This window comes from Paenibacillus rigui, assembly GCF_002234615.1.
Classification (GTDB): domain Bacteria; phylum Bacillota; class Bacilli; order Paenibacillales; family NBRC-103111; genus Paenibacillus_S; species Paenibacillus_S rigui.
Genome location: NZ_NMQW01000014.1, coordinates 1 through 18,595 on the forward strand (window position 1 = coordinate 1; position 18,595 = coordinate 18,595).

21 protein-coding genes and 17 tRNA genes are annotated in these 18,595 nt (G+C 49.7%); 18 read left to right on the forward strand and 20 right to left on the reverse strand.

Going from position 1 to position 18,595, the window contains the following annotated elements:
* The first annotated feature begins 63 nt into the window (after positions 1-63).
* The 17 genes from CF651_RS09665 (at position 64) to CF651_RS09745 (ending at position 1,692) form a co-directional block, all read left to right on the forward strand.
* Positions 64-139: transfer RNA gene (locus CF651_RS09665), tRNA-Asn, on the forward strand.
* A 3-nt stretch (positions 140-142) separates the two neighbouring features.
* A tRNA-Ser gene (locus CF651_RS09670) sits at positions 143-231 on the forward strand.
* 19 nt (positions 232-250) lie between these two features.
* Positions 251-325: transfer RNA gene (locus tag CF651_RS09675), tRNA-Glu, on the forward strand.
* A gap of 18 nt (positions 326-343) precedes the next feature.
* Positions 344-419 (forward strand) — tRNA-Val (locus tag CF651_RS09680).
* A gap of 14 nt (positions 420-433) precedes the next feature.
* Positions 434-510 (forward strand) — tRNA-Met (locus CF651_RS09685).
* A 41-nt stretch (positions 511-551) separates the two neighbouring features.
* Positions 552-628, forward strand: a tRNA-Asp gene (locus CF651_RS09690).
* Between the two features lie 61 nt (positions 629-689).
* Positions 690-765 (forward strand) — tRNA-Thr (locus CF651_RS09695).
* Positions 766-781: 16 nt separating this feature from the next.
* Positions 782-857 (forward strand) — tRNA-His (locus tag CF651_RS09700).
* A gap of 17 nt (positions 858-874) precedes the next feature.
* Positions 875-949, forward strand: a tRNA-Gln gene (locus CF651_RS09705).
* A 6-nt stretch (positions 950-955) separates the two neighbouring features.
* Positions 956-1,031, forward strand: a tRNA-Lys gene (locus CF651_RS09710).
* Between the two features lie 12 nt (positions 1,032-1,043).
* Positions 1,044-1,123, forward strand: a tRNA-Leu gene (locus CF651_RS09715).
* 8 nt (positions 1,124-1,131) lie between these two features.
* Positions 1,132-1,206: transfer RNA gene (locus tag CF651_RS09720), tRNA-Gly, on the forward strand.
* A 66-nt stretch (positions 1,207-1,272) separates the two neighbouring features.
* A tRNA-Gly gene (locus tag CF651_RS09725) sits at positions 1,273-1,347 on the forward strand.
* Between the two features lie 8 nt (positions 1,348-1,355).
* Positions 1,356-1,438 (forward strand) — tRNA-Leu (locus tag CF651_RS09730).
* Between the two features lie 7 nt (positions 1,439-1,445).
* A tRNA-Pro gene (locus tag CF651_RS09735) sits at positions 1,446-1,522 on the forward strand.
* A 15-nt stretch (positions 1,523-1,537) separates the two neighbouring features.
* A tRNA-Gly gene (locus tag CF651_RS09740) sits at positions 1,538-1,611 on the forward strand.
* Between the two features lie 7 nt (positions 1,612-1,618).
* Positions 1,619-1,692: transfer RNA gene (locus CF651_RS09745), tRNA-Arg, on the forward strand.
* Between the two features lie 181 nt (positions 1,693-1,873).
* Here the strand turns inward: CF651_RS09745 and CF651_RS09750 are convergent.
* From CF651_RS09750 to CF651_RS09845, 20 genes are all read right to left on the reverse strand, one after another.
* Complete coding sequence (locus tag CF651_RS09750) at positions 1,874-2,596, reverse strand: peptidoglycan recognition protein family protein (RefSeq protein ID WP_094014665.1); 723 nt, start codon at positions 2,594-2,596, stop codon at positions 1,874-1,876.
* Positions 2,593-2,823 (reverse strand): hypothetical protein, encoded by a 231-nt coding sequence (locus CF651_RS09755; RefSeq protein ID WP_094014666.1) that lies wholly within the window; start codon positions 2,821-2,823, stop codon positions 2,593-2,595. The genes CF651_RS09750 and CF651_RS09755 overlap by 4 nt, the downstream gene beginning before the upstream one ends.
* Positions 2,824-2,829: 6 nt before the next feature.
* Positions 2,830-3,060, reverse strand: coding sequence for a BhlA/UviB family holin-like peptide (locus tag CF651_RS09760; protein WP_094014667.1), 231 nt, complete (start codon positions 3,058-3,060; stop codon positions 2,830-2,832).
* Between the two features lie 214 nt (positions 3,061-3,274).
* Positions 3,275-5,878 (reverse strand): DNRLRE domain-containing protein, encoded by a 2,604-nt coding sequence (locus CF651_RS09765; protein ID WP_094014668.1) that lies wholly within the window; start codon positions 5,876-5,878, stop codon positions 3,275-3,277.
* Positions 5,879-5,893: 15 nt separating this feature from the next.
* Entirely contained in the window at positions 5,894-6,121 is a 228-nt protein-coding gene (locus tag CF651_RS09770) for a hypothetical protein (protein ID WP_094014669.1), read from the reverse strand.
* 18 nt (positions 6,122-6,139) lie between these two features.
* Positions 6,140-6,712 (reverse strand): putative phage tail protein, encoded by a 573-nt coding sequence (locus CF651_RS09775; RefSeq protein ID WP_094014670.1) that lies wholly within the window; start codon positions 6,710-6,712, stop codon positions 6,140-6,142.
* Positions 6,712-7,761: a baseplate J/gp47 family protein gene (locus CF651_RS09780; protein WP_094014671.1), complete on the reverse strand. Its 1,050-nt coding sequence runs from the start codon at positions 7,759-7,761 to the stop codon at positions 6,712-6,714. The genes CF651_RS09775 and CF651_RS09780 overlap by 1 nt, the downstream gene beginning before the upstream one ends.
* Positions 7,761-8,171: a DUF2634 domain-containing protein gene (locus CF651_RS09785; protein WP_094014672.1), complete on the reverse strand. Its 411-nt coding sequence runs from the start codon at positions 8,169-8,171 to the stop codon at positions 7,761-7,763. The genes CF651_RS09780 and CF651_RS09785 overlap by 1 nt, the downstream gene beginning before the upstream one ends.
* Positions 8,161-8,553 carry a DUF2577 domain-containing protein gene (locus CF651_RS09790; protein ID WP_094014673.1) on the reverse strand — a complete coding sequence of 131 codons (393 nt, stop codon included), beginning with the start codon at positions 8,551-8,553 and terminating at the stop codon, positions 8,161-8,163. The genes CF651_RS09785 and CF651_RS09790 overlap by 11 nt, the downstream gene beginning before the upstream one ends.
* A gap of 14 nt (positions 8,554-8,567) precedes the next feature.
* Positions 8,568-9,575: an XkdQ/YqbQ family protein gene (locus CF651_RS09795; protein ID WP_094014674.1), complete on the reverse strand. Its 1,008-nt coding sequence runs from the start codon at positions 9,573-9,575 to the stop codon at positions 8,568-8,570.
* Positions 9,572-10,261 carry a LysM peptidoglycan-binding domain-containing protein gene (locus CF651_RS09800; RefSeq protein ID WP_094014675.1) on the reverse strand — a complete coding sequence of 230 codons (690 nt, stop codon included), beginning with the start codon at positions 10,259-10,261 and terminating at the stop codon, positions 9,572-9,574. The genes CF651_RS09795 and CF651_RS09800 overlap by 4 nt, the downstream gene beginning before the upstream one ends.
* A complete protein-coding gene (locus CF651_RS09805; RefSeq protein ID WP_094014676.1) occupies positions 10,261-12,135 on the reverse strand; it encodes a tape measure protein in 1,875 nt (624 codons plus the stop codon). Before CF651_RS09805 ends, CF651_RS09800 begins: the two co-directional genes overlap by 1 nt.
* 169 nt (positions 12,136-12,304) lie before the next feature.
* Positions 12,305-12,694: a phage tail assembly chaperone gene (locus CF651_RS09810; RefSeq protein WP_094014677.1), complete on the reverse strand. Its 390-nt coding sequence runs from the start codon at positions 12,692-12,694 to the stop codon at positions 12,305-12,307.
* A 113-nt stretch (positions 12,695-12,807) separates the two neighbouring features.
* The gene (locus CF651_RS09815) at positions 12,808-13,254 is read right to left on the reverse strand and encodes a phage tail tube protein (protein ID WP_094014678.1); all 447 of its coding nucleotides are present in this window, start codon (positions 13,252-13,254) and stop codon (positions 12,808-12,810) included.
* A 45-nt stretch (positions 13,255-13,299) separates the two neighbouring features.
* On the reverse strand, positions 13,300-14,349 hold the full coding sequence (locus tag CF651_RS09820) for a phage tail sheath subtilisin-like domain-containing protein (RefSeq protein WP_094014679.1): 1,050 nt from the start codon (positions 14,347-14,349) through the stop codon (positions 13,300-13,302).
* Positions 14,350-14,431: 82 nt separating this feature from the next.
* Entirely contained in the window at positions 14,432-14,878 is a 447-nt protein-coding gene (locus tag CF651_RS09825) for a hypothetical protein (RefSeq protein ID WP_094014680.1), read from the reverse strand.
* 265 nt (positions 14,879-15,143) lie between these two features.
* Positions 15,144-15,647 carry a hypothetical protein gene (locus tag CF651_RS09830; RefSeq protein WP_094014681.1) on the reverse strand — a complete coding sequence of 168 codons (504 nt, stop codon included), beginning with the start codon at positions 15,645-15,647 and terminating at the stop codon, positions 15,144-15,146.
* Positions 15,637-16,038, reverse strand: a complete 402-nt coding sequence (locus tag CF651_RS09835) for a sigma factor-like helix-turn-helix DNA-binding protein (protein ID WP_094014682.1) — start codon at positions 16,036-16,038, stop codon at positions 15,637-15,639. The genes CF651_RS09830 and CF651_RS09835 overlap by 11 nt, the downstream gene beginning before the upstream one ends.
* A 470-nt stretch (positions 16,039-16,508) precedes the next feature.
* Positions 16,509-17,192 carry an LrgB family protein gene (locus tag CF651_RS09840; protein ID WP_094014683.1) on the reverse strand — a complete coding sequence of 228 codons (684 nt, stop codon included), beginning with the start codon at positions 17,190-17,192 and terminating at the stop codon, positions 16,509-16,511.
* Entirely contained in the window at positions 17,189-17,560 is a 372-nt protein-coding gene (locus CF651_RS09845) for a CidA/LrgA family holin-like protein (RefSeq protein ID WP_094014684.1), read from the reverse strand. Before CF651_RS09845 ends, CF651_RS09840 begins: the two co-directional genes overlap by 4 nt.
* A 108-nt stretch (positions 17,561-17,668) precedes the next feature.
* On the opposite strand from CF651_RS09845, the gene CF651_RS09850 reads away from it, so the two are divergent.
* Positions 17,669-18,568, forward strand: a complete 900-nt coding sequence (locus CF651_RS09850) for a LysR family transcriptional regulator (protein ID WP_094014685.1) — start codon at positions 17,669-17,671, stop codon at positions 18,566-18,568.
* The last annotated feature ends 27 nt before the right edge of the window (positions 18,569-18,595 follow it).

The window sequence follows — 18,595 nt, forward strand, 5'->3', positions numbered from 1 at the left end:
GAGAGTAGGACGTCGCCAAGCGAATTTTATAATAGCACCCGTTGCTATTCAGTGAAATTATATTCCCTGATAGCTCAGTTGGTAGAGCACTCGACTGTTAATCGAGTTGTCACAGGTTCGAGTCCTGTTCGGGGAGCCATATGGAGAGGTGTCCGAGCTGGCCGAAGGAGCACGATTGGAAATCGTGTAGGCGTCACAAGCGTCTCGAGGGTTCGAATCCCTCTCTCTCCGTAGAATTAATTTAATGCAAGGCCCGTTGGTCAAGGGGTTAAGACACCTCCCTTTCACGGAGGTAACAGGGGTTCGAATCCCCTACGGGTCACCATTTATTTATTCCAGTTATGGAGGCTTAGCTCAGCTGGGAGAGCATCTGCCTTACAAGCAGAGGGTCGGCGGTTCGATCCCGTCAGCCTCCACCATAGAAATACAATGACGCGGGGTGGAGCAGCCCGGTAGCTCGTCGGGCTCATAACCCGAAGGCCGCAGGTTCAAATCCTGCCCCCGCAACCAATTTATTTTTGGGACTACTATGGTTTCAAAAATATCAGTGTGGAGCCGTGGTGTAGAGGCCTAACATGCCTGCCTGTCACGCAGGAGACCGCGGGTTCGAATCCCGTCGGCTCCGCCATTTTTTTGCTTTCGATTGGCTCGTTACTTTCTTGGTTTTGTTTTGGTTGTATTGCTTTTCTGCCGTCGTAGCTCAACCGGTAGAGCAACTGAATCGTAATCAGTAGGTTGGGGGTTCAAGTCCTCTCGACGGCACCAGTAGTAATTGAATATGGCGGTCGTGGCGAAGGGGTTAACGCACTGGTCTGTGGCTCCAGCATTCGTGGGTTCAAGTCCCATCGATCGCCCCATTTTTAATCCAAACTGTTGGGGATTAGCCAAGCGGTAAGGCAACGGACTTTGACTCCGTCATGCCTAGGTTCGAATCCTAGATCCCCAGCCATTGTTTGAGCCATTAGCTCAGTTGGTAGAGCACCTGACTTTTAATCAGGGTGTCGTAGGTTCGAGTCCTACATGGCTCACCATTTTTCTCAAGCGCGCGTATGGCGGAATTGGCAGACGCACTAGACTTAGGATCTAGCGGGCGACCGTGGGGGTTCAAGTCCCTCTACGCGCATTTTTTTCGCGGAAGTGGCTCAGCGGTAGAGCATCGCCTTGCCAAGGCGAGGGTCGCGGGTTCGATTCCCGTCTTCCGCTCCAAAAAAAACTATTGCATTAAACGGGTAATTATAGTAAGATATTTCTTGTCTCTTTTGTTAGGAGCAAGCGGAAGTGGCTCAGCGGTAGAGCATCGCCTTGCCAAGGCGAGGGTCGCGGGTTCGATTCCCGTCTTCCGCTCCATTTAACAAGCCGGTATGGCGGAATTGGCAGACGCGCGCGACTCAAAATCGTGAGGGAAACCGTGGGGGTTCAAGTCCCTCTACCGGCACCATAATCATCGGGACGTAGCTCAGCTTGGTAGAGCACCTGGTTTGGGACCAGGGGGTCGCATGTTCAAATCGTGTCGTCCCGACCATTAATTTCATAGTGAGCGGGTGTAGTTCAATGGTAGAACTCCAGCCTTCCAAGCTGGTAGCGTGGGTTCGATTCCCATCACCCGCTCCATATTTATGTTCCAGTAGCTCAGCTGGATAGAGCAACGGCCTTCTAAGCCGTCGGTCGGGGGTTCGAATCCCTCCTGGGACGTTTAAGCTAAAGCCTGTAGAGGGCTTTTTTTTATTTTCTAGATTACTTTGTAAGGCAGACAACGGGACATATGTCTATCAATTTGATGGGGTTTTAAGCAAGAAGCAGAGGAAGGAAGCAGAAAGAATCTGATTGGGTGGACAAGCTCTGAGACGTAATCCGTCTCAGGGCTTTTTATTTTTTACTCAGGATCTAATCCTGCTGCTTTGCGTAATTCATTAGCCAGCCAATGCAGGTAATCTTGCTGATCACGATTGCCAGTCATTTGATGCCATGCAGGGGAGATCCAGGTACTGATAATGGTTTGTGCCACGCCTTTATCCAGCATAGGTTCAGGCTCCTTTTGTATACAGGTATCATATTCTTGTTTAACGTCATTAAGAAATTGCTCAAAGGTGATGCCTAACGGACTTAGTGCATTCTTTGGATCTATTTTGCGTGATGGGTCTAAAATAAAATGAGCAGTGATGTCCGTAGCCGGATCTAAGCCATAGCGCCAGCAAGCGTAAGCCATCACCCAGACATAACGCTGGTATGCCTCCTTGCCATTGATGTTTTCTCCGTAGCACAATTCAATCCCACCGGCACAATCATTCGCGTCGACTCCAAATGTTTGATTATCAATAGGTGTGTTGTAAACAACATGCCAAGCTTTTTCGGCAGGGCCGCTTAGAAAGGGGATACATTCGATAATGTCTGAGTCGTCTACAAAAATATGAGCGCTCGCTTCCATATCGTCCCGAGATCTTTCATAATAGGCGACATTATTAGCGGCTGTAGAGCCGGGATTCCCTGTATCGTGAGCAACAATAAAACGCACTTGGTTCATGGGAAGTGAAGGACGGCGCAGAGAACCGCCTGTTAAATAGGACGGGGAAACGGAGTATTTTATTCTGAATGTCATGTGTCTCCATCACTCCGTTTCTTAACATATTGATATGCGCCTGAAGCGGTCAGTCCGATAACGCTCATCTTTATGGTCAGGCTTTGGGCGGATTCCGGTATCAGAACGAAAATGGCTGAAAACAAGAGGGCAGCGATGTGAGTCCATTTTTCATTCATGCCGAATCGCTTAACTACCCCGACGTAAGCAGCAACTAGCGCTGCGAGGGTTAATATGTCGTTTTCCATGAGGTACTACTCCTTAAACCGAGTTTTCATATCCCTGATTTCTGTAATGATCACGTCGTATTTATCGCTGAACTTATCAAGAATATCATGGAGTTTTCCTTCACGCTCTCGACTTTCATGAATAAGCTTCTGTTCCCGATCACGAGATTCCTTATGGGAAGAGAAGAGCAGCCAAACAAACAAAACGGCAAAGGGCCCTTGGGTAAAAAAATAGGTCAGAACATCAACACCTTCCATCTTTGTGTACCTCCTCTGGTTATTGGAGTAACTTAATTAGCTTTAAAGGATAGGGGAGTTTTGGCAGTGCTAGTTTATCTCTAAAGTAAAGAAAGGCGAGAAAGATTCAAATACGAATCATCCTCGCGTGTATTTTTAGCAATGTATTAGATAGGAAATTATTCAGTGAAGAGTATTTTAGATAATTGAAGATTTAGGGAGTGAAATTCGTTAACTATTTTGAAATAGCTTTAATTCCTTGAGGGGTGGCCACCCGAAACGGTGATGCACTTGTAGAAGTCGTAGGAACGAGCTCGAAGCAGCCAATGCCGACGGAGACTTTTGTACGTAGAGCCTTAGAGCCGTTGACTCCGGAAGCAAGGTCGTATACCGGTAAGGTTATCCGTTGACCTGCCTTCTGAATGTGACATTCTCCAATTTTTTTCTTGGTGACAAATTCTTTATACGTATAAGCGCTCTCGTTGCCGGACTTATCGTAGTGCGTGACAGTGTAGCGATAGCGTGCTCCTTGCTTTAGTCCACTTACACTGAGCGTGATCACATTACCAATGCTCGCCCCACTATACAGTGGAGTCCCTACCCAACCGGACCCGTTCCACTCTCCAAGATACATGTATGTCTTATCATAACCAGAAGATGGGGCAGGGTCAGAAAAGGCATTCCAGGCAAAGGTGGCAGTCGTTGTACCATAGGTTACGTTAGGATTAGGATCGTTTGCGCGCTGGCTGTCTACGAAGAAATAGGAGGTTTTGCTGCTTGGGTTGCTCATCCAGTTACCGGCTTTATCCACACAGTAAAAATCTACCCTGTATTCGCCTTGTGCGGACAAGGGAATATCCACGTAATAGTCAGAGCTTGAAGCCGTGCAGGTTACGCTATTCACTGTTGCACTCCCTGGAACCGTATAGTTACAAAGTACCTGTAATAATCCCGAGCTCCCTGCATCTGTGACTCCGTATGCCCAAACGCGGCGTGAACCTGCGGTTAGATTTGTGTAGCTGTAGCCTTGGACACTTGAGATGGTTGGAGCGGTTCGGTCAACGGATGTTTGCACACGGGTGCAGCCTGTTACGTTCCCTGCGTTGTCAAAGATGTAAGGGTCTGTAAAATAAATACCTTCCGCGTTATTCCCTACTGCAGCTATTGGAATATCACAGTACCAATTGCCTGAACCGTCATGTGTGCCGTTATACCACGTACTCCATGGTGAGCCGGTTGTAGCATTACAGGATGGGAATTGTACACGGTTGATACCTGACGTAGTATCTCCTACACCATTGACCCAGACACGGAAAGTGCCGTTGGAAGCAATGTTAACGTATTGTGGGTTATCTGTGCGTCTTCCATTCGTATTGCCTCCAACACTGGAGTAGGAGGGGGCAACGGTATCAATAATGATGCGGCGGTTGCCGAAGGAGCTATCCCCACCGCCTGTTCCGTTTGCCTGGTTAACGGCACCATTGCTATCCATAACCCCCATACGTATCCACCATTGTCCATCTGAAGGGATAGCTCCCGCTGGAATCGTAAAGCTGCGTGCATTGGCATCATGGATCCAACCGCTATCGTAGACGGTGGCTGTGTAAGTACTATTTACGACTTGAACAAAGTATCCCCCTTGTGGGTTGCCATCGGGGTCGCTGTATGTCCAGGTTATGGTCGGTGTTCGCGTGTTTATCGCTTGTCCGTCAGTAAAGCCGAGGACAGGGGCGTTGGGTTGAGTATTGTCTGTAATTACAACTAATTGAGGAGGCAATGAAGATGTTCTTGTTTGTATTTCTATATCATTTTGTCCGTAATAAGCAGTGGTACTTGTGCCCCCTATGACAAATCCATTTCCGGCAGTTTTTATAGCAGAAAATATATTTGTAATATCTATAAAGTCATACGAATTTTGGGTAGAGCCAAGGCTGAAGTCAGTTCCATTATTAATAGAAACAGAATTAACAGTGCCAGAAACAGGAATAGATTCATCCCAATGGATGGATGGAGTACCTATTCTTAAATTACCACCATTGTTGTTGTTGTAACGATATCCTGCAAGTTTTAAATATGCTTTTGTTATATTTCCAGAAATTGACGACATGTCGAAATTTAAGTAGGCACGGCTGTAATTCGTCCAATCTTCGTCACTTGGATTGTAAATACTTCCCGCTGTTACTATTGTACTCGGAACCCCATACCAAGTTTGAGTATCGGAAACAGCTCCACCAACGGATGTGTTAACAGTTGTTCCTCTGTTTGCATTGCAGGTTAAAGTTCTTATTGTTCTTCCTGGAACGGGTGTATAATTTATGGACAAGTATGTTGCATTAGATGAACCTTGCTCTCTCATAGGCATGTTCATACCTTTACTACCATTATTGACCATAGATAATTGGATTCCATAATTGCCGAGTATGCTATATGACCATGCCTCTACCATTTTTTGTACATCCAGTTGCCGCCATGAGTAAGTTCCAGAAGTTGTGGAGCCCGAATACGAACCAGAAGTAGGCCCACCTGAATCGGCGAATGGTTTAGTATTCCATGTTACAGAAGTTTCGCTCCATGAACCACCTTTGATGGGGTCAGCATACAAATATGATGTTCCAGTTGCTCCGGAAATTCCAGAAGCATATATATTTAAGGATGCATTGTTAATGATAGAACCTGATGGAATACTTGATAAATCAAATTGTATTAAAACATAGTTTGATAGCGTTGTCCCGCTAGCCTCATAGTTTACCTGTGAATATGTTTCCGTACCGAAGTTTGAAGTAGGATACTTTTGGGAAACGCGAGCATCAGCTATAGGATATAAAGTAATGCTTGGCATATACTTCCCACCCCCCTACAAATCGCTTCTCAGCCAGATTTGGCCCAACACAGGGCTTGAGGGATCGGAGGTGCGGACTTCGGCGGCGAGGGGCTTGGTGTTGTCAGAGCGGAGAGCGTCCACATCGGATTTTTTTGCTGCGTTCGCGTCCATCAGGTCCAAATTTTCGTTATAGGCTGCGCGGGTCACGTTTTCGTTACCTAGCGGTTTTTTTAAGCCGAGTCTCGGCGTTACATCTGGCATGCAATGACCTCCGTTTCATTAATTCGCTCGATATACTTCTAATTCGTTCCAAGTCAGCCCCAAAGTATCGAATGCATCCCAAGAGAGCTCTTCACTATCCAGCTCACCCCAGGTAAGATAGGTGAATTCAAAGACAACAGCCAAGTGTGCGGGAATGATTTCCCGCAGGGCGTTGCGAATATCCTCCAGATTGGCGGGAATTCCGCGGGTACTTATAAATTTTATGGTCACCGTATAGTGGGGATAGTCCTCAATGATTTGTACAGTGCCGTTGGCGTAGGATTCCGCGACATTTTGGATAAGCTCCACGGTAATCGTACCGGTGCCGCGAAGCTTGGATTTGATGACGGAGCGGCGCTGATCCAAAGGCTTGAGCGGATCCGTCACAATCCCCAAAACCCGTTCGCAAGCTGCCAGCCCCCAGGTTGCGGTTTCCACAAACCATTGTTCGATGATACCGAAAATGGCGGAGTTCAAGCTGGCAAGCTCGTCTGCTTCACGGTCCAGCAGGTTCTGGGTAATAGGGGATTCCCGATAGTAATGGGGGAGGTAATCCGTCATGCCTTGGTGTATCGTTGGATGGTCCCTCATTAGTTCACCGTCCCCAGTACCGCAACGCTGCCGCTTTCAATGGTCAGGTTGGCAGTTCCGCTATTCACCTGCAAATTGGCATAATCCACGACGGCATCCGTATCCAGAACGACATTGGCAATTTGGGTGTATCTTACAATGGCATCGGAGAATGCAAGAGTTTTTAAGTAATTGGCTACGCCCTCCGCGATTTGACGACGCGCATCTTCCAGTGTGGCGCCGGGCTTTAAGGTGTACGTTCCGCTGACATGAATCGGAACCTCCGTGGCTGCAACGACAGTGATCGCGGCACCCACCGGGGCAACGGAAGCGATGTATTGATTCACCTGGGCGACCTTTGAAGGAAGGGGGGCGCGTTTGTTGGAATCGAGCAATGCGATTTTGACGGTACCGTTTCCGTTCCAGAGCGGGTATACTTTGGCATCCGAAATGCCGGCGATTTCCAAGGCCCACTGCCGGTATTGATTGGCGTTTCCTGAGGCGGCAGGTCTGCGTACCCTTTCCATGTAGCGGTTCAGAAGATCCTCGTCCGTTTCCAGGTCCACGCCACCGTTAAAAGTAGAGGTATTGGTAACCGATACGACACCACTATAGGCACCGAATAGCAGTTTGATCGCCCCGATCGTGACGTTTCCGCTGAACCCCCCGGTTTTTGCTTCGGCACCGACCGTTGCTGAGCCGCCGGTTAATCGGCAATCTGCCATAGTTTTGAAATAAACCGGGATCTTTCCTCCGGTTGATACTTCGGTGCCTTTCGGGATGAAGGTGTCTTCTGGACCTGTAAAAGTAATGTCCCCGACCGCTTTTACGGCGGGTTTCCGTGTCAGTCCGAGTTCCTTGCACCTCAGGTCCAAATAGATACCGTAGGAGGTATCTGCAAAGCCAAGCTTCAGTACCTGCTCCAGCTCGATATAGGCCATTGCCAGCTCGATGGATGCAGGGGATAGAAGGTCGTACGTCACGCTTCCTTGACGCTTATCCATATTGGAAGGAGAAGCATCCAGCATCCGCGTTAAAATAGCGGTCTGGGTTTGAGCTTCATAAGCCATCAGACGGTCACCTCCTCTTGAATTGTTCCTAGTGTAGTCGATACGGCAAAGGTGACAAATAAAGTATCGTTTTCCCTACGGTATGCAAAGCCGGTTACATCCCGGATCCGGTCATCGTAGATCAGCGCGTCTTTGATCATTCGGGGCAGGCTAGATTGCAGCTGCGCTGCAGGCAGGTCTTGTCCAATCAAGGATTCCATTTCACAGCCATATTGGCCGTTATAGATCATGTATCGGTACCGCGGCGTCGCTAATGTTTTGCGGATAAACTGCTTCAAAGCGTCCAGACCGTCAATATAACCGCCGATGGTGCCGTTATCCAAATCCAAAGCATACGTTTTGGACGGTTTCGTCTGTTTGTTCACCCGCACGGCTCTTTGCTCCGGTTTGCTTAACGGACTAAGTGCCAAAATACCTCACCGCCTTATCTAAAATGACATACGTCTGCCCGGCATTGGCAGAAGCAATAATGACTCGATCACCCGCTTGCAGCGGGGATTTGAAAGTAAGCAGCACGTCCCCGGAGGGGAGCGGGGAAGGGGTACCCGAATCCTCATCGGCTGAAGCCGAGGATATCGGATCATTTTGAAAGCGGACGCTTCGACCGTGCTCGGTTAAATGCTCTGCCACGACAACGTCTGCAGCGTCCAAATCGATCTTCATATGATCGACTCTGATACGGAGTGCAGGAGGTGGGGACAGCACAGTTGCTAATTCGAACCGATCGAAGTCGTTGTAGCCTATGTGTCTGATCAGTTGAACGAATTTGCTGACATTGGAGCCTTCAACCATCGATAGACCTCCTATCAGGGGGATTTGGGTTCGCTCGGCTGCTCGTATGCCAATTGGGGTAAATTCTCATCGCCTGAAATCGTCAGACTCATTTTGTGCGTTCCGTTTTCAAAGGTATGGGAGTCGCTATTGACATAAAAAGCTCCAACGATGCGGGTAAGAGAATCTTTGACATAGACTGCGGTTCCCGAGATGACTTCCAGGTTGCCGATGGCCTCAACGGTAGCATCGTCTTTGATTTTCCCATGCTCTTGCGCCAATTGGGCTGCCAGTTGGGCGATTTGCGAAGCGTTTATGTCGGATTGGGCCCGTTCCAGATGCTGCATGGTACCGAAGGCTTGAATTAACTCCTCGGATGCGATCATGCTTTCGATCGGATGTTTCTCCTCATCCCCGCCGATGACTTTAATTTGGGTCCGGAGCTCTTCGATAGATTGCGAATAGGAAGCACCAAGCAGATTCGTTGTATCTTCAAGCACCCAATCGGTTATTTTACTCCCACGCTCCGTCAATTGGACTGCACCTTCCCTGGCTGAAAGCAGAAAGCGCCGGCCCGTCTGCTTGCGCGTCTCGGTAAGCGCGGTGACGATCATGTCCCACACGGTTTTGTCCCGTAAGATCAGCTTGGGAATGACGTATTCGGTATCGGCAATTTCACCTACTGGAATTTGGAAATGAGCACAGAGCTCACGAATGATGGCAGAGGCGGTCATGGAACTAAATTTCCGGGAATCCGTGTTTTTGGTTAAATAAATGTTCTCATCGTAGGCTGTGATGGACATTTTTCCTTTGGCATCGATATTGTGTTGGAAAATGACGCCTCGGAACAGCTCCGAATCGCCATCCAGCAGCCTCAGCTCTTTTCCCAGCTCGATGCTGACTGCCTGTGCCGTTCCATCGATCGTGTTGGTGATAGACACCTCCAGCTTACGATAAGCCTGTGTGATGTCGCCGGACCAAGTGACCGAGTTGACGATGGGATCGAGGTATATCTCCTGGTTGTATAGCACTTGAAGGGTCATTGGGGAATCACCAACGTCTGTCCAGGGTAGATGAGATTCGGATTCGGACCGATTACCTCTTGATTCAGCTCATATATGCGTGGCCATTGGTCTCCGGCACCCAGCGTCTTTTGGGCGATATGCCATAGCGTATCTCCTTTGCGGACCTCATAGCTTTCCGGTGGGATTGCAGGATCGGGGCGGGAGGTATTCTCCGACAGCAGGACACTTCCATCGTCAGATGGGGTAAGTCTTTTGAACTCGATGGAACGGTATTCCTTTAAAGTTAAATCATAAAAAAGGTCTCCGACATGACCGGCTCGCTCCTCATAGGAAAAAGAACGAATTGTCACAGGCACGTTGATCAATTGGTACAAGCGCTCCGGGGCCTCTTGATTAGAACGGGCCACCTCCAGCTGGACGGGCTTTCGGCCATTCATCCAAGCTTGAAGCTGCTCGACCATCGTCCATGGTTCCTTAAACTCGTTGAGAGATTCACAATAGGAAGGGCTGTAATCTCTAGGAAAAAAGGAAGAAAAGGTGAATTCCCGCAATTTCGGGTTTCCCATGAATGTATATTCCCCGAGCTGTGTGACCTCAACATCTTCGAAGCCTCCGGTTGCGGACACTTTGATCGTCTCCGGATTCACGGGAATGCGCAGCTTCTCCTCCGTATTTAACGAAAGCCAGATAGCTATATTATTCATCAGCTTAGCGCCTCCATTTTGCGTACGAAAATACCCATGACGTTATCAATTTCCGCTTCGCTCATACGTTCCCCGTGATAATGAAAATTGAATTGAAGCGGGGACCTGGCATCGCCGCTGCGCCATGCGTCGGCTTCAGCTTTGGTTTGGACACGCTCGTCCTTATGGAGGAGGGCGTGGTAGCCGTTGTAGGGAACGCGGTCGAGCCCGCCGGCGTGATGGTACATACTAGGGACATTCTGCGAAGGCAGTAGTCGAGGACCATTTGAAAAAGGGACGGATGAATTATTAGAGGCTGCAGCGACTTTATCCCTTTCGGCAACCGCATCCTTTGCAGCGTAACTGCCATACAGACCAAGGCCAGCTCCAAGACCAGCGCCGATCAAAACCCCATAAGGACCAAATATGGCTCCCATCTCAGCACCCAAGAATCCCCCGATGATTGTCATAAGCAGGGGATTTTCTGCGATCGTTCTCTCAAGTCCCTCGATAATCCCGCCCGCAATGCGGATTCCTATGTCCTGGGCTACAGGCAACAGGGGCTCAACAATCGTTTTGATGCTATCCGTAAGGGAGGCGGCAAGCAGCTCCGTCGTCTTACTGATTTGCTCTTGCCCTCCTGACTTTAGCCATGTATTGAAATTATTTAAAAGGTCGTCCAATATAAATGCGATTTTGGCAGGAACGGACAAATTCATAAATTCAGGGTTATTAAAATATTGGGTCTTAACATAGTTAAAAGCGAACTGGAATGCATTTAAAATGGCATCCGTTGCACCGAATGCTGCAGTATGAATCATTTGCCCCCATTGACTTATCGTGGAGCTATTCTGGCTAATCCAACCCATAAGCATCTCCAACCGCGGTTTTAACGCATTGGAAATCCCGTCTCCCCATTTCTGAAGCAGACTATTTTCAAAGGTTTTTTTGAGTTGACTATAAAGTCCTTCTAACGTTTGGCCTTGCTTTGCCATAGCAGAAGGGAATCGGTTATTCATACCGTCCGTTAAATCTTTGAGGGCCTTGTCTGCCGGGAGGGTACCTGACTCAGCCATTTCATTCAAATCGTCGGTACTTACTTTAATTTTGCCGGACAAAATGTCCCAGGCCGGAATTCCAGCCTCGACAAGTTTGTCCATCTCTTCACTGCTTACTTTTCCATCCAATTTCATTTTGGCTAAGGCCCCAGTGATTTCATCGAAACTCTCGCTGCCTAGTCCCAATCCTGTCGTAGCATTGCCAACCGCAGTCAGCATAGGGACAACGCTCTCGGCCGTCATTCCATAAGAGAGCAGTTTCTTGGATGCTTCCCGTATTTGTGGGAGCTCGAATGGAGATTTATTGGAAAAAGCGGCAAGCTCATCGCTAAATTGCTTGGCTTTATCGCTGCTGCCCAGCATACTTTCAAAGGCAATGTTGGCTTGCTCTGCATCGGAGGACAGCTTGAGCGCGGCCTTGCTAACGGCATAGGTAGATTTGACTGCAGCTCCACCAATGGTTGAGAGCAGACCTCCTCCGCTTCCTTCTGCAGCTGCTGCCGAGGATCCCTTTGCACCAGCTGCAGGTAATGCACCCTTGAAAGAAGCGGATGCATTCTTTGCAACACGACCGAATAGGGCGGTTTGGGCTGTGAGCAGCATGAGGTTGGATGAAGCTGATAAGCTCCCTTTTTTTATGGAAGTGAATGCGTTCTTGGCACTTAGGTTTAATACGGCAAAAGAGGCTACAGCCGCTACATTTAGCAAGGCTAGTCTTTTTACAGCGGTAGTAGCCAAGGTTGTAACCTTGGTAAAACGAATGATTTCTTTTGTAATTTTTCTCATTTTTCCACTAAATTTATCGTCAAGCTCGACGACGACCTTCACGTAATCCATTACCTGCCACCTCCTCGTTGGGCTGCCTTTTCTTCATCCTCGAGCTGGACTAGGACGGATGCGAGCATAGCCATTCTCGAGGCATAAGGCTTTGCATAAAATTCGTCAGGCGGGATATGGTATCGCTGGAACAGGACATGAACCAAGAACGGCACACCGCCTGACCGGATTAGTTTTTTAGGTCGTCGATCGTCTCGTCGGTATCACCGAAGCCCGAGAGGGCAAGCCCTTCGTTCACAACGCGCTCGATTTCACCGGGGAGCAGCGCTTTGCGGACGCAGTCGACCGCATTCATTGCATTATGCTTTTTCATCAGGTCGCTGTTCCCGAAATCGACGTTCATTACCATATGGGTAATGAGGATAGCTTTGAATTTCTCATTATCCACCTCGCGCTCCCGGTTCTTGCCTGTGCCTGTATAAAAGGTAGCCTGCTCCCGAGCCTTGTCCAGCGTACCGGAATCGATCGCCTTAATCAGCAGAGTCGTCTGCAGGCGGCGAAGAAGGACCTCTTTTTCAATAGTCAAATCCGCGGTTAAAAAAGCTTGCAATGCATCCATGTCATCATCCTCCAAAGGGTTATTAGAAAAAGGAACCCGGCGTGTGATCACGTCGGATTCCGGTATCGTTAACGCAGCAGGGGCTGCGGAATATGTTAGCCTAGCCTCGTGGATTAGTTCGCTTTAATCTCGGAAAGCCACTCGAAATCATCGAACACGAACGGCCATTCCGTCTCCACGATCGTGCCATGCTCGAACTTCATAATGTCGATCTTGGTAAACTGCACCCCTTTGAGACGCACATACTCGTAGCCATACGCTTCCGGGTCGTTCAGCTTCATATTCAGCTCGGTAACGAAGGCTTTGCTGCCGCTGTTCATGACCTGAGCTACTTTACGGGCCAGCTCAGAGGTCACTTTGTACCCCTTGATGGTACCCGACAGTTCGATGGTACCGGCTTTGTTGCCGCTGATGCGGGAGCCGGCCCGTTTGATTTTCTCGTACGAAATTTCGGCTGCAGCCTCACCCGAGTAAAAGTTAGAGAGCCATTGTCCTTCACTGTAAATCTCGCCGAAGCTGCCTTGAATCGTTCTGGTGGAATCCAACATATTTGGCTTCATGCCTATGCACCGTCCTTCATTTTATGTTGTAAATGATTGAGCTTGTTAAATGGCGACTGTAAGGAAAATACGTTCCATCGAGTCGATCTCGCGATAGCTGATCAGCAAATAGACGGAGTCGCCTGTGCTCTGATGCTGAGGATCCAGGCTGACGTTGATGTCAGACAACGCGTTGGACGTTTCCAGCGTTTCCAGGTACGCCTTGACGGCACTGATCAATGCGGCTTGTCCATCGATGTTGTTATCGATCTTGCCGATGTAGGCATCGTTGGCGGTTTGCGTGACGTCGGTGCTGACCGCTTGGCGGGTGCGGACGGCGCGGATTTTGTGCTTGCTTGTCGTCAAGCCCTGCTCCACCTTCACCTTCTCGCCGTCATGCACCAAAACGAGCGATCCCGCCAGCAGCGCATCCTTGATCTGTGTGTTGGTCAGACGTTTCGTCACATCGGAGGCTTGAATCGGAGCATAGGTGATGGAACGGTTGATGCTGGTTCCTGCGACCAAGCCCGCGATGTAGGGGGCGAATTGCGACGAGCTGTAGGTTGCATTGCCTACCGTTACGCCGCTGATCAGGTTGATGATGTAATCGTCCTTGTTCAGGCCGGAGCGGGAGTTGCCCTGCACAGGGTCGGCATCGGACACGGCATTGCCGCCGATCACCGCCATGAAATGCTTGCCTTCTTCCCGATTGGCGGCAATCCAGGCCTTCAGCGCGGCTTGCTCGCTTTCGTTGTATTCTCCGTCGAAGACGAATACGTTGAATGGGCGCGTATCATAAGCCGTACGCATATCCGCGTAATCTGCCGCCGTCGCGCTATCCGGTAACGTGTAAACGAGCACCTCTTTAGCGCCGCCCTGCAGAGCCAGCTTGATCGATTGAATAGAGTCGGCCCCGAATAGCTTCAAAGCCTCGGTTTCTGTCGTTACCGTATAAAAGGCTTTGGCCGCTGCCGTACCGCCTGTGAAGGACTTCAGCGGAACGGCAACGACCCCGCGCTGTCCACCGGTAATTTGCGCTGCCGCCGCTTCTTTAAAATTCATATACAAACCCGGACGAACCGGTAATGATGTCAAATCCCAACTGCCTCCTGCCATAGTAAAGCCTCCTTGTTAGTAGGTATTTTGCTTTTGCTGATGAGCTGCCGATAGCTCATTAGGACCGTGATATGAAACCGTCCTACACCGTCACCTGCTGTACGTAGACATGCTGCATTTTCTCGTACGATTCCTGTGTTCGTGCCGTGCGTCCTTCCGTTCGCAGACTCCCGGTACAAATAAACAGGCCATTCCCGGTCGGATTAGGCGTAGAAAAAGTAAAGGATGCGATACGAAGGAACCGCGGCGCATCCGTGATAGGAATGAGCTGGGTTTGGTAGACGAGGGAGCTGAGCAGGTCCATTGTCTCCAGTACCGCTTCTGTGCCCGTTCCTGCATATCGGAGCTGGAATTCCCGCTCTGTACGGATGTGCAGATGCGTCTCCGATTTGCGTACGTCGTTCATTAAGGCAACGCTGAAGCTGTCGGCCGCGGGCTCCTGAGGCATGTCATGCAGCAGGACCTGGGCGGACGGGAATTTCTCCTTCAGAAAGGCTTCAATCGAATGCATTTCCGTGATGAGTGACACAGCGTCACCCCCTTTGCAAAATTAATGGCGTGCCGCTTCACAGCATCTTTGGATAGCGGTACGAAAATGTTGCAGCGGATCCCCTCTGGATGTCTCGTTCGTTTTCCGAATGTGCTTCAGCCGCCGATACGTCATGATATAGTCACCTCCTTGGTGCTTCATTACCGGAGTCAGCACCGCTTGCACAAGCGATGCTTCAACCGTTTCATAACGTATAGGCTTGAGGAGGGGGAGAAGTAAAGGTAAGTTAATAACTTTTTTAAAATTACTTATTATGGTCGTGGGATTTATAGGGGGGAGTCCCCATATTCGGGAGGAAATAAGTGTGAATGGGGCCGGGGGCCGTATCTTTCTCGTACTGGGCGGCCCGCTGCGCATTGCGGATCCGGGCCTGCTCGTCCAGCAGCAGAAGCTCGGCTGTCGAACGGTAACGACGCTTCGGTACGGCGTACCGTTTGCCGTCGGCTGCGATCTCTTCGGCTACCTTCAGCGTTACCTCGCGGTTATGCCGCAGGTCCAGCTGCCAAGTACTCATAATCGGGTGACTGGTATGGGACACTTTGTAAGGATTCCGATCTGTCAGCTCCTCTTTCAGAATATAGTCTGCCAGCCGCTCCAATGGGGTCGTATCAGGGACGGTGTCCGTCGAGTTGATGTACGAGTCGATCAGCTTCTGAATTTCTTGCATGCGCACATGGCGATCCATGATGCTGCACATGACCAGCTTGCGGACCTGCTGCTCGAATTCCACTTTATAATTAAAGCTCATGCCGATCACCTGCCTTGCATTCTTCCATCCTGTTCTCGAGCTCCCCCCAGTGGCGAAAGACGGCTGCGATCTTCTCTGTCGCGCAGCAGATGGCCTGCTTCACCGCTTGCTTGGTGATGCCCATGAGCACGCCGGCGGTATCCAGCGTCAGGTCGCAGCCGTACACCCATGCGATCGATTCGCTTTGGCGTGGCGTGAGTGAGGCGACCGACATGGCCTGGTGCAGATCCGTTAAAATATCGATTCCGGCATAATCTCCCGGATAGTACGTTCTTGAGCGGATATGATGACCGTCTCGAAGCAGCAGCGCGATGCCCTTGGCATCGATCACTGCATATTTGCGGGTATACTCCCGGGCACCTTTGTCCAAATCTATAATTATTTTTCCCATAGGCGAAACCTCCGTATGAAAGATCAGATTGGGTATAACGATAAAGCTTTCTTAGCTTGAGAGATGTTGTCGGAGCCATCATTCCAGCAGCGAGCAGAGGCAGTGCACGAACAGGATATGATCCCTTCTTGGTGCGTTGTAAAAGAAATAGGTTTCCAAAAACACGAACAAAATAAGAACACTTGTTCGTGTTAATTATTCTAATCTCTTCCAGCTGGGAAAGCAAGGAGGAAAAAAATGCTTTTTTCGTATAGGATTAGCGTCATTACAGGGATTAACAGGCATAGACCTTGAATTTCCTATGGATTCCTTCAATTTTCTTGAAATTGAACCTATTTTTCATCAATCCGAACAGAACAATAATACGAACACTAGAACATACGAACATACGAACACAGGAACAACAAGGGAGATGGGAGGGGCCTAAAGGAGTAGGAGATAAGGGGAGATGGGAACAAATAAAAAAGGCTTTACAGAAACCACTGTAAAGCCCAAGGCGTAATCAACAAAGTAATAAAGGCGGTTAAGATCATAGCAATACTCGAAATGGAGCCGGAGATGGAGCTGAACTCGAATGCTTTAGAGGTTCCGGCGGTATGGGCGCTTGTTCCGAGGAGAACGCCGCGGGCGATATCGTTGCGGATTCGGAAGATACGAATAATAACGGGACCGATCAGCATGCCAAGGAGTCCGGTCATCAGGACGAATAGCGCCGTGATTGTAGGTACGCCTCCAGTCAGCTGCGAAACGGCCATAGCAATGGGGGTCGTTGCAGAGCGGGGCGCCAAGCTCTCCATAATTTCAGTGCTGAGGTGCAATTCCTTGGCCAGCCATGCGGAGGAGAGAATAGCCACCATGGCTCCGGACATCACGCTGACCAAGACGGTGAATGCGTGTTTTTTGAGCACGGCCATATTTTTGTACAGCGGTACGGCCAGAGCTACGGTTGCGGGACCAATCATGTCGCTCAGCCAATGGGTTCCTTCGTGGTACGATTCATAAGGAATACCGGACAGCACCAGGGAGAGCACGACAATGGCAGGGGTCAGCAGAAGCGGTGTGAAATAGAGCTTAGGCACCTTTTGATAAAAGCGCTTGGTTAACATATATATGGCGATTGTGGCCGCAAGACAGCCAAGAGCGATAAGGTTCATGACGGTTTATTCTCCTTTGGTTTGGCAATCCATTCCGCAACAAGACCTGCGCACACCATCACTAGAACGGTACTGATCACGACAACCAGCACAATTCGGAATCCGCTGTTAAGCAGCAGTGCCTTATATTGAATCATCCCTGCGGCGGGCGGAATGAAGAAGAGCAGCATTTCGGCGAGCAGCCATTTGGCGCCCAGATCGAGCCATTCAAGCTTGATGACCTTCGTCTGCAGCAAAACAAATACGAGGCCGAGGCCGAGGATGCTGCCTGGAATGCTTACATGCAGCGTGTCGGCAATCCGGTTCATGACGTAGGAAATGATAATGAAAATGAGCACTTGCAGCGTGCTTTTGACAAAAGTCCGCATCGGGAAATCCCCCTTTATTGAAAGTGTACAGCATCTGTTTTCATTGGTAAAATGAATAATTAGAATAAAGATCATTCCATTTATCTATGAAAAAAAGAGGGGTTATCATTGGATATCCGACACCTGCAATATGTGCTGGAGCTGGCACGAACGAACAGCTTTACGAAGGCGGCAGAGGCGCTGCACATCACCCAGCCGACGCTAAGCAAAATGATTAAAAACCTCGAGGAAGAGCTCGGGATCGAGCTGTTTTTACGCATCGGCAAGCGTGTGGAGCTATCGGAGGAGGGAAGGGCCATCCTGGGGAAGGCACAGGACATTGTGAACTCCTTTCACGATCTGGAGCGGGAAATTCATGACCTTACGCACCTGCAAAAAGGAAGCATTCGCATCGGGCTGCCGCCCATGGCGGGATCGAGCTTTTTTCCGAAGGTGATGCAGCGGTTCCGGGACAAGTACCCCGGCGTCACGATACATATGGTGGAGGACGGCTCGCTCAAAATCGAAGCGGAGGTGGCGAGCGGACATCTGGATATGGGCGTCGTGCTGCTGCCGACCGATGCGGAGCTTTTTGAGACGTACACGATTATAAAAGAGCAGCTGAAGCTGGTCGTTCACCCGTCACATCCGTTTGCGGATAGGAAAGAAGTGCCGCTGGCCGAGCTTGCGGAAGAGACGTTTATTTTGTTCAGCGAGGATTTTGCGCTGCATGACCGGATCATCACGGAATGCGTGCGGGCGGGATTTAGGCCGCAAGTGCTATACAAAAGCTCCCAGTGGGATTTCATCGGGGAGATGGTCGCGGCCAATCTCGGCATTGCACTGCTTCCAGAGCCGATTTGCCGTGTGCTGAATCCGGCCCGTGTTCGCATTCTTCCCTTGGTTCACCCAACGCTGCCATGGCATTTGGCGATGATATGGCGGAAGCAGATGTATTTAAGCTTTGCCGCGCGGGAATGGATCCGGCTGACGCAGGAATGCTTTGAGGAGGGGCTTTCCCCGGATTGACAGTACACAGCCCCCGAAGCTTGATGA